This window comes from Salegentibacter flavus (assembly GCF_900115145.1).
GTDB lineage: Bacteria > Bacteroidota > Bacteroidia > Flavobacteriales > Flavobacteriaceae > Salegentibacter > Salegentibacter flavus.
On sequence record NZ_FOVL01000006.1, the window covers coordinates 169,100 to 176,629 of the forward strand.

The window sequence follows — 7,530 nt, forward strand, 5'->3', positions numbered from 1 at the left end:
AAGATAAGTGGTTTGAACAATCGTTGTTACTTATTGACGTTGATGGTAAAATCAAGGTTATTGTATCCTTTATTTTTGTCCCACATTTTTTCATTTGCTAACCTTATGGCGTACTCAGGGCGGTCAGCAATGGATTCATTGGCATCAGGTAAGAATAAATGTACCGTATATTCCCCGGTTTCTAAATCCGCTGGAAGATCAAAGGTTTGTTCATGATTTACGCTATCGGTCCAGAACCTAATATCGGTATCTAATGGCAATCGGACTTCCTTTTCGCCTGAATTAGCTCTTAGGACAAGGAACACAGGACGTTCTTTTACTGGTGAAGCATACCCGACGTTTCTAAAATCGAGTTCAATATCAAATTCATCAGAGATATTGATATTTTCCGGAATAACAGCGCGATCCAATATCAGGCGGTACCCAAGGTTTTTCTTAATGTCATCCATGCACCCATCATCTACCCAATCGTTGTTTACTTCATTGTTATAGTCAGCGTTCAGGTAGGTATAATGTAACAGTCTCAAATCTTCATCGGCCATTCCGCCGGGGGCGCAGTCATTTTCTGGACTGTAGCCATCAGAACAGGTTTCTCCACCTATGACTACCCACTTACTGTCTTTTGCAAAATAAGACTTTAAGGTTTCGATGTCCTGGCGTGCCGGCGTGTCAGAGTTTCCATAGTCTTTGTAAGTTCCATAATCATCCGCACTGGCAAATAAACAATCATTGTGGATCCCTATTCTAGCTTTGTGAGAACCACTGAAAGCTTCCTCTTTGGTTAGAGGATCTACACTGGTTTCTGCATCGATACCATATACAGCACGTTGTTTGATTTGAGGGTAGCGCACCTGAACCATCAATTCTTCTGGGGTAGCATCTAACAAGGCTTTCAGGACTTCAATCCGGTCTTCCCAGTTCTCATCTGTCAATTTCCCTTGATCTGCATTCGAGGAAGCATCTCCGAAATAGTCCGTGTAATACTGTTCACCCCATATTCCAATAAACCCCATTTGAAGGGTGAAGATAACATCAACGTTCTCCGAAAGGATAGGGGCCACCTGGTCTATATGTTTCAAAATGATTTCCTTTGGGGCATCGCCATAAGGCGGGCAAAAAGAACTTTCAGGACAGTCTCCCGGACGCGGGGAAACCGTATATGCGAATCGTGGAATTAGTTTTACACCTGCTTCCCGTGCCGCATCAAAATCCTTTTGCATAGCCTGGAGATATTCTTCCGAAATGGGCTGATCTACAAAATCTTCCAAAATGAAATATCTAAACACTAATGAGTTGAAGCTGGGATAGGATGCTCCGCGAGAAACAGTTTCTTGTCGGTATCTCCTTAAAGTGTCAACCGAAAGAAAATCATAATCACTGGAGCTTACTCTCGAAGCACGATAAAAGCCCCTTTCTGGATTCACAAAATCCTCATTGGATTCAGTAAAAGTCTTTTCCTTAGAAGGAACATTCGATTCTTCACCTGTTCTACAGCCTATCAACAGGAGTAGAAAAAAAAATTTAATAAATGTTTTCATAATATAGATTTTTATAAAACGAAAGAATGCCTTTACTTTTCGTCCTTGAGGATTGTCAAAAAACCAAAAAAATAATCAGTTAAGAAATTTTATGTTTCGTTTCCTTTGTATTTTATTTACACAATATATAAAAAATAATTAGAATCACGTTTCCTAGGATACCAGATATTTTACCAGAATTTTGTTTCTATCTCTCTATTATTCATAACAATCATTTATATATAAAGGATATAAATCATAATGAAGATTGCTAATTCCGAAGAGATAACCTATTTTCTAGTGCTAATATAATATTATAATAAAACAAATAAGAAAGGAATCGAAGTTTAAATTTTACTATTTAGTTATTTAATTATAAATTTAGACGCTATTTCGAAGGAAAATAAAAAAAGTAATTTCTTAAAAGGCTCTGAATCGGTATTTGGAAACCGATCTTTTTTAAATACGATGACAATAAAAAGAGCGCTTTATTCAACAAAATTAAGGTAACATGAAACAATCAAATGTAAAGGAAGAAAAACCAATGGCAGCATCATCAAATGCTACAACTCGATCAATTATCATAATTGGTGCGTTGTTTTTCATCTTCGGTTTTGTGACTTGGTTAAATTCTGTGCTAATCCCTTATTTAAAGATTGCCTGTGAATTGAATAATTTTGAATCTTACTTAGTGGCTTTTGCGTTTTATATTGCTTACTTAGTTATGGCCATTCCCTCGGCCTGGGTACTTAAAATGACGGGATTTAAAAAAGGAATGTCTGTTGGGCTTTTCGTGATGGCGGTTGGTGCCCTGATATTTATTCCAGCAGCCCTCACACGAACTTATTATTTATTTCTTTTCGGGTTATTTGTTCAAGGTACAGGTCTGGCAGTCCTGCAAACTGCAGCAAATCCCTATATAACTATTTTAGGTCCTATAGAAAGTGCGGCTAAGAGGATTAGTATAATGGGGATCTGCAATAAAGTAGCAGGAGCCTTAGCGCCTATCATCCTTGGAGCAATTGCCCTTAAAAATGCAGATGAACTAATGGTCAGGTTGGAAACTATGGAGGCAGCTCAGAGAGCCGTAGAGCTGGATGAACTGGCAACAAGGGTAATTAGTCCATACCTTATAATTGTAGCCGTTTTGGTGATTTTAGGAATCATAATTTACTATTCTTCCCTTCCCGAGATCGATACTGATACTGAAGACGAGTCTGTTGCTAGAGCTAATGTCAATAAAAAAAGTATCATGCAATTCCCTCATCTGTTAATGGGTACTTTAGCCATGTTTTTTTATATTGGAGTAGAGGTTATTGCAGGTGATACTGTAATAAGCTACGGAATGTCCCTCGGTTTTGATTCTACTACAGCTAAATTCTTTACTACCTATACCTTGATTGCTATGATTGTTGGTTATTTAATAGGAATTGTAACAATTCCAAAATATCTAAGCCAGCAAAAAGCTTTGGTGATCTCCGCAGTGCTCGGGATAATCTTTAGTCTTGGTGCTATTTTCACCGATGGTTTTATATCCGTTCTATTAGTAGCCTTGTTGGGATTAGCAAATGCCTTGGTTTTTCCTGCCATTTGGCCTTTAGCCCTGGAAGGTTTAGGTCGATTTACAAAGATGGGATCTTCATTTTTGATCATGGCTATTGCCGGAGGTGCCATCTTACCGTTAATTTATGGATATTTAGCAGATCTAATAAATCCACAACAGGCTTATTGGGTAGTAATACCTTGTTATATTTATATAATATTTTTTGCTATTAAGGGCCATAAAATAAGGATAGCTTAGATTCCTTGGACAAACTTCCGGCAGATTTCTGTGTCTGAGTATATACCGCTGTAGCCTAAGTTGATTGAATTTGTAAGCTTTCCCTAATTAGAACTGCTTGATTGTATAAAATCATGGTTTTTGACCTCCTCCCGATTTACGAACCAGTCAAAACCAGAAAATCTGAGTTGCTTAGAATTTCCAGGACTTCTCTTGATTTTTTAGAAGATTCAGGAATATGAGGTGGCCTGAAATTAAATCTAATTACTTCAATTAGATATCCTACTACCTGAAGTCGTCTTTATTGATGCGTAACGGCTGCATGCGATAAAAAATGTTTAAAAATCTAGCTCACAGCAGGTAACAGTATAAAATAGCTGAAAATATTAACAGAAAACCGGCTTATGATAACAAAACATTTTTATTATTAGCATCAAAATGAACTAGTTTTATAGAACACTGATTTTCTTTCGGGTAAACAGTAGCTTCCGGAAAGGAAAAGGTGAACCTGGAAAATAAAATTATGAACAATCTGAATCTTGCAGTAACAACTTCTTTCGGTGCACTATTGTTGTTAGTATTTGTCGCTTGCAATACTTCTGAGGCAGCTCAGTCACAAGAAGTTGATCAAAAAAATGAACAGTTAACAGAAAGGGTTTTCGAGCAGATTCTCAATGACGAAAAACTTTTCACCGAATCACCATAAATACGCTATTAATATGGACGACTTTGGACATCATGGATGGGGAATGGGCTGGGGATGGATCCTCGGCCTCTTAATCCTGTTACTTCTAATATGGTTAATCGTAAAACTTGCGGGTAGGGGTGGCCGGTCAGCAGGTTCGGGCGAAAAATCAGCTATGGATATTTTAAAAGAAAGATATGCACGGGGTGAAATTAACGAAGAGGAGTATAATAAACGAAAAAAGGATATTATGTGAATTTATTTCCTGTAGTGCAGGGAATTCACTGCCTGTTTGATCCTGGCTATTTTTTACCGATCCTTATTCAGGTGGAAAATTTTATAATGCACTGAATTCAGAAAAACCGTTAAACTTTCAAATAATGGGCGACAAAGAGAGGAAAAAACATCAGAAGGAGGAAAAAAACAAAGCCAGCGGCACCTCCCGAAAAAAGACAACTGAGGAAACAAACCCGGGTGAGAATAAAAATTATCCCGATGAAGAATCTGCGGAAAACAGCGGGAGTTCTTCAGAAAAAAAACAGCTGGATCAAAACTCAGCAGAAGAATCATCCGGGGAACAAAAATCTGAAACCACTTCACAACAACCGGATAAAAATCCACAAGACAAACCTATTGGGAAGGAAAATAAGGAGACTGAAGAAAAAGATCAGGATATTCATGTAGACGTTGATGTGGAGGCTGATAAGGTAAGTATAAATGTCAATCTAAAAACAGGAAAACCGAAATCTGGTAAGGAGGAAAAAAGAACAGGGAACGGGGAAAAACCGGAAAAAAACAACTCCGCAGAAAAACCGGATACAGGGAAAGAAGAACCATCAGGAGGAGAACAAGAGCAGGAAACCAAACCTGCTGAGGAAGACGAAAGACCTTCAGAAAAAACAACGGAAGAAAAAAAAGAATCGGCGAAAGAAGAAAAGCAGGAAAAAGAGCAGAAGGAGCATAAAGCCCATTCGGGGAAGGAAAGTCACGAAGAAAACGGCCACCCGGATGACGACCAGGGTGAAGACCACGGGGAACACGACCACGAGCATAGCGATCACGGCGAAGATCATCATAAACATATGCTCAAAGATTTTAAGAAAAGATTCTGGATATCACTTGTTATAGCCATTCCTATCTTGGCACTTTCAGAAATGATTCAGAACTGGTTTGGGTATGAACTGGAATTTCCGGGATCGAAATATGTTTTAGGAGGATTGGGGCTGGCTATTTACTTGTATGGAGGTTGGCCATTCCTTAGGGGGATGAAAGACGAGATCAAAGACCGTTACCCCGGGATGATGACTCTTATCGCCATTGCAATTACGGTAGCCTGGGGATACAGTTTTGCGATTACCCTGGGAATGGAAGGGATGGATTTCTATTGGGAGCTGGCAACCCTGGTGGTGATTATGCTTCTTGGCCACTGGCTGGAAATGAAATCGATTCTTGGCGCCTCGCGGGCTTTGGAAGAACTTATGGAATTAATGCCGGACACGGCACATCGAATAAAAGAAGATGGTGACACCGAAGAAGTAAAGGTCATCGAACTTAAAAATGGCGACAGGATTCTGGTAAAACCCGGAGAGAAGATCGCGGCAGACGGCAATGTGGTGGACGGAAAATCCTCCGTAAACGAATCTATGCTTACCGGGGAATCAAAACCTGTAGAAAAGAAAAAGGGGGATGAAGTAATCGGGGGCGCTGTGAATGAATCAGGTTCCATCACCATAGAAATAGAAAGGACCGGCGAAGAATCTTACCTGAACCAGATGGTAGAAATGGTACAGGAGGCGCAAAAATCAAAATCAAAAACTCAGCGATTGGCAGACAAGGCTGCGCTTGTCCTTACCATAGTGGCACTCGCAGGAGGCCTTGCCACTTTTCTGGTTTGGTTCCTGATCATGGACAGGGAAATGGTTTTTGCTATTGAACGCGCCGTGACTGTAATGATTATAGCGTGTCCGCACGCGCTGGGTCTTGCTATTCCTCTGGTAGTTGCTATTTCCACTTCCATTTCAGCAAAAAAAGGTTTGCTGATAAGAAACCGATCTGCTTTTGAATTGTGCCGAAAACTGGATGTGATCCTGTTCGATAAAACCGGTACCCTCACAAAAGGGGAATTTGGGGTGACCACCATAGAATCTCTGGATGAGGAATGGGATGAAGAAAAAGTGCTCACCTGGGCAGCCAGTATGGAGAAAAAATCGGAACATCCTTTGGCAGCCGGAATTCTAAAAAAAGCAAAAGAGAAAAACCTGGAACTTCTGAATGCCGAAGATTATGAAAATATCACTGGCCAGGGTATAAAAGCCCGAATAAATGGCCAGGAGGTTATTATAGCAGGCGGAAATTATCTGGAAGAAAAAAATATTCCCGCCGATGCAAGTCCTGATGCAAAGGGTACGGTAATTTACCTGGTTGTAGAGAATGAACCCAAAGGATATCTCGCCCTGGCCGATGAGGTGAGGGAAGATTCCAAAGAGGCTGTGAAGACCTTGCACGAAAACGACATTGAGGTGTTTATGATCACGGGGGACAGGGAACAGGTTGCGAAAGAAGTAAGTGAGGAATTAGGTATAGAAGGATATTTTGCAAATGTAATGCCCGAAAAGAAGCAGGATAAGATAAAGGAATTCCAGGAAAAAGGTAAAATAGTTGCTATGACCGGGGATGGAGTGAATGATGCGCCGGCCCTGGCACAGGCAGATGTGGGAATAGCCGTAGGTTCCGGTACCGATATTGCAGCCGAAACGGCAGATATTATCCTGGCCAATTCCAATCCCAAAGACATTGTGAAACTTATTCTTTTCGGGAAAGCCACCTATAATAAAATGATTCAGAACCTTTTTTGGGCGACAGCATATAACATTGTGGCCATACCTCTGGCGGCGGGGGTATTATATCAACAGGGAATCCTGGTAAACCCTGCTGTTGGTGCTATAGTAATGAGCATTAGTACAATTATCGTAGCGGTGAATGCCCAGCTTTTACGGTATAAATTGAAGTAAAAAAATAAAATGCATACCAGTGGGAGTGCTGGCTACCAATTCTTGAAAACCTGGTTTTCCATGCCATTACATACCATATAAAGATGTTCCCGAAAGCTGCCTGAAATTACCGACACATCAGACAATGAAGAATTAATGCTCAGTCTTTGAAGCCAATAAAATAGTAACTTTAATAAATATTTAGAGTTTAATCCTGGGATGGAAATAAGGCTATAAATCTTCACATAAGGGATGAACACAAAATAAACCTTCAGTACCATGGATACAAAACTGGATAAAAGAACAGAAAAACTGGAAAAGTATGATTCTCGGGGAGTTCAGACCCTCTTCAGAACCCTTTCAAGAAATCATTACAACCTTTTAAAAATGGTTGATAATAAGGCCAGAATCGTTCTGACTGTAAATTCAATCATAACTTCTTTACTAATAGGAATTCAAGTGCTAAATGTCGAGAGTGCGGGGGTGAAGGAAAATTATGGAATAAGGATTTTAGTTATAGGTGGTTTATTATCGATGGTCATGGCTTTGTTGAGTATG

Annotated in this window: 6 protein-coding genes; 5 read left to right on the plus strand and 1 reads right to left on the minus strand. The window is 39.8% G+C overall.

What is annotated here, in order from left to right:
• Positions 1-26: 26 nt before the first annotated feature.
• Positions 27-1,538, minus strand: coding sequence for a DUF4832 domain-containing protein (locus BM266_RS06905; RefSeq protein WP_093407558.1), 1,512 nt, complete (start codon positions 1,536-1,538; stop codon positions 27-29).
• A 490-nt stretch (positions 1,539-2,028) separates the two neighbouring features.
• Between BM266_RS06905 and BM266_RS06910 the strand changes: the two genes are divergently transcribed.
• From BM266_RS06910 to BM266_RS06935, 5 genes are all read left to right on the plus strand, one after another.
• Positions 2,029-3,318 carry a sugar MFS transporter gene (locus BM266_RS06910; RefSeq protein WP_093407560.1) on the plus strand — a complete coding sequence of 430 codons (1,290 nt, stop codon included), beginning with the start codon at positions 2,029-2,031 and terminating at the stop codon, positions 3,316-3,318.
• A 502-nt stretch (positions 3,319-3,820) separates the two neighbouring features.
• Positions 3,821-4,003, plus strand: a complete 183-nt coding sequence (locus tag BM266_RS06915) for a hypothetical protein (RefSeq protein WP_139220603.1) — start codon at positions 3,821-3,823, stop codon at positions 4,001-4,003.
• Positions 4,004-4,016: 13 nt separating this feature from the next.
• Positions 4,017-4,238, plus strand: a complete 222-nt coding sequence (locus BM266_RS06920) for an SHOCT domain-containing protein (protein WP_093407565.1) — start codon at positions 4,017-4,019, stop codon at positions 4,236-4,238.
• Positions 4,239-4,362: 124 nt separating this feature from the next.
• A complete protein-coding gene (locus tag BM266_RS06925) occupies positions 4,363-6,993 on the plus strand; it encodes a heavy metal translocating P-type ATPase (protein ID WP_093407568.1) in 2,631 nt (876 codons plus the stop codon).
• 258 nt (positions 6,994-7,251) lie between these two features.
• Positions 7,252-7,530 (plus strand): hypothetical protein (locus BM266_RS06935; RefSeq protein ID WP_394333118.1); only part of this gene is annotated, 279 nt, incomplete at its 3' end.

Excerpts from the sequence above, each read along its gene's own strand:
- BM266_RS06905 (WP_093407558.1), bottom strand. The coding sequence starts at position 1,538 with ATGAAAACATTTATTAAATTTTTTTTTCTACTCCTGTTGATAGGCTGT.
- BM266_RS06910 (WP_093407560.1), top strand. The coding sequence starts at position 2,029 with ATGAAACAATCAAATGTAAAGGAAGAAAAACCAATGGCAGCATCATCA.
- BM266_RS06915 (WP_139220603.1), top strand. The coding sequence starts at position 3,821 with ATGAACAATCTGAATCTTGCAGTAACAACTTCTTTCGGTGCACTATTG.
- BM266_RS06920 (WP_093407565.1), top strand. The coding sequence starts at position 4,017 with ATGGACGACTTTGGACATCATGGATGGGGAATGGGCTGGGGATGGATC.
- BM266_RS06925 (WP_093407568.1), top strand. The coding sequence starts at position 4,363 with ATGGGCGACAAAGAGAGGAAAAAACATCAGAAGGAGGAAAAAAACAAA.